Here is a 564-nt window from a genome sequence, read left to right on the forward strand (position 1 = left end):
GGTCGAGCAGCTGCTGCAGGACGGCACCCGACAACTGACCCACTGAAAAGGATTTCCCCATGAAGAAACTCTTTGCACTGATCCTGCTGATCGCCTCGGCCAGCCTGCAGGGTTGCATGACCTACTCCCATCACTCGCTGCAGACGGTCGACCAATGGCCGCTCGCCTCGCCCGAACAGGAGAAACCGAGCGTCTACCTCAAGGTCTTCGGCGAATACCAGGTCAATGACAACCCGCGCGTCAGCACGGCCGACGTCGCCAAGCTGGAACAAGTGATCTCGCAGACGCTCTCCGAAAGCGGTCGCTTTTCGCGCGTGACCACCGCCCAGGAGGAGTCCGACCTGTACCTGACCGTCACTCTGCACAACCACGAGACGGGCAACATGGGGCTGGCCGTACTGACCGGGGCGACCTTCTTCCTGATTCCCGGCGCCTTCGACAACACGCTGACGATGAGCATGGCCGTACGCGACGGCAATGGAGAGAAACTCGGCACCGCCCAGCAGCAGGAGTCGCTGACGACCTGGATGCACCTGTTCCTGATCTTTGCCGTGCCCTTCCAGG

Annotated in this window: 1 protein-coding gene; it reads left to right on the forward strand. The window is 61.5% G+C overall.

Annotated features, from left to right (window positions below; all coding sequences use genetic code 11):
- Positions 1 to 59: 59 nt before the first annotated feature.
- The coding region (locus tag J0A65_RS25305) for a hypothetical protein (RefSeq protein ID WP_206596979.1) at positions 60 to 564 on the forward strand (505 nt) is incomplete at its 3' end.

The organism is Bowmanella yangjiangensis (genome assembly GCF_017255015.1).
GTDB classification, from domain to species: domain Bacteria; phylum Pseudomonadota; class Gammaproteobacteria; order Enterobacterales; family Alteromonadaceae; genus Bowmanella; species Bowmanella yangjiangensis.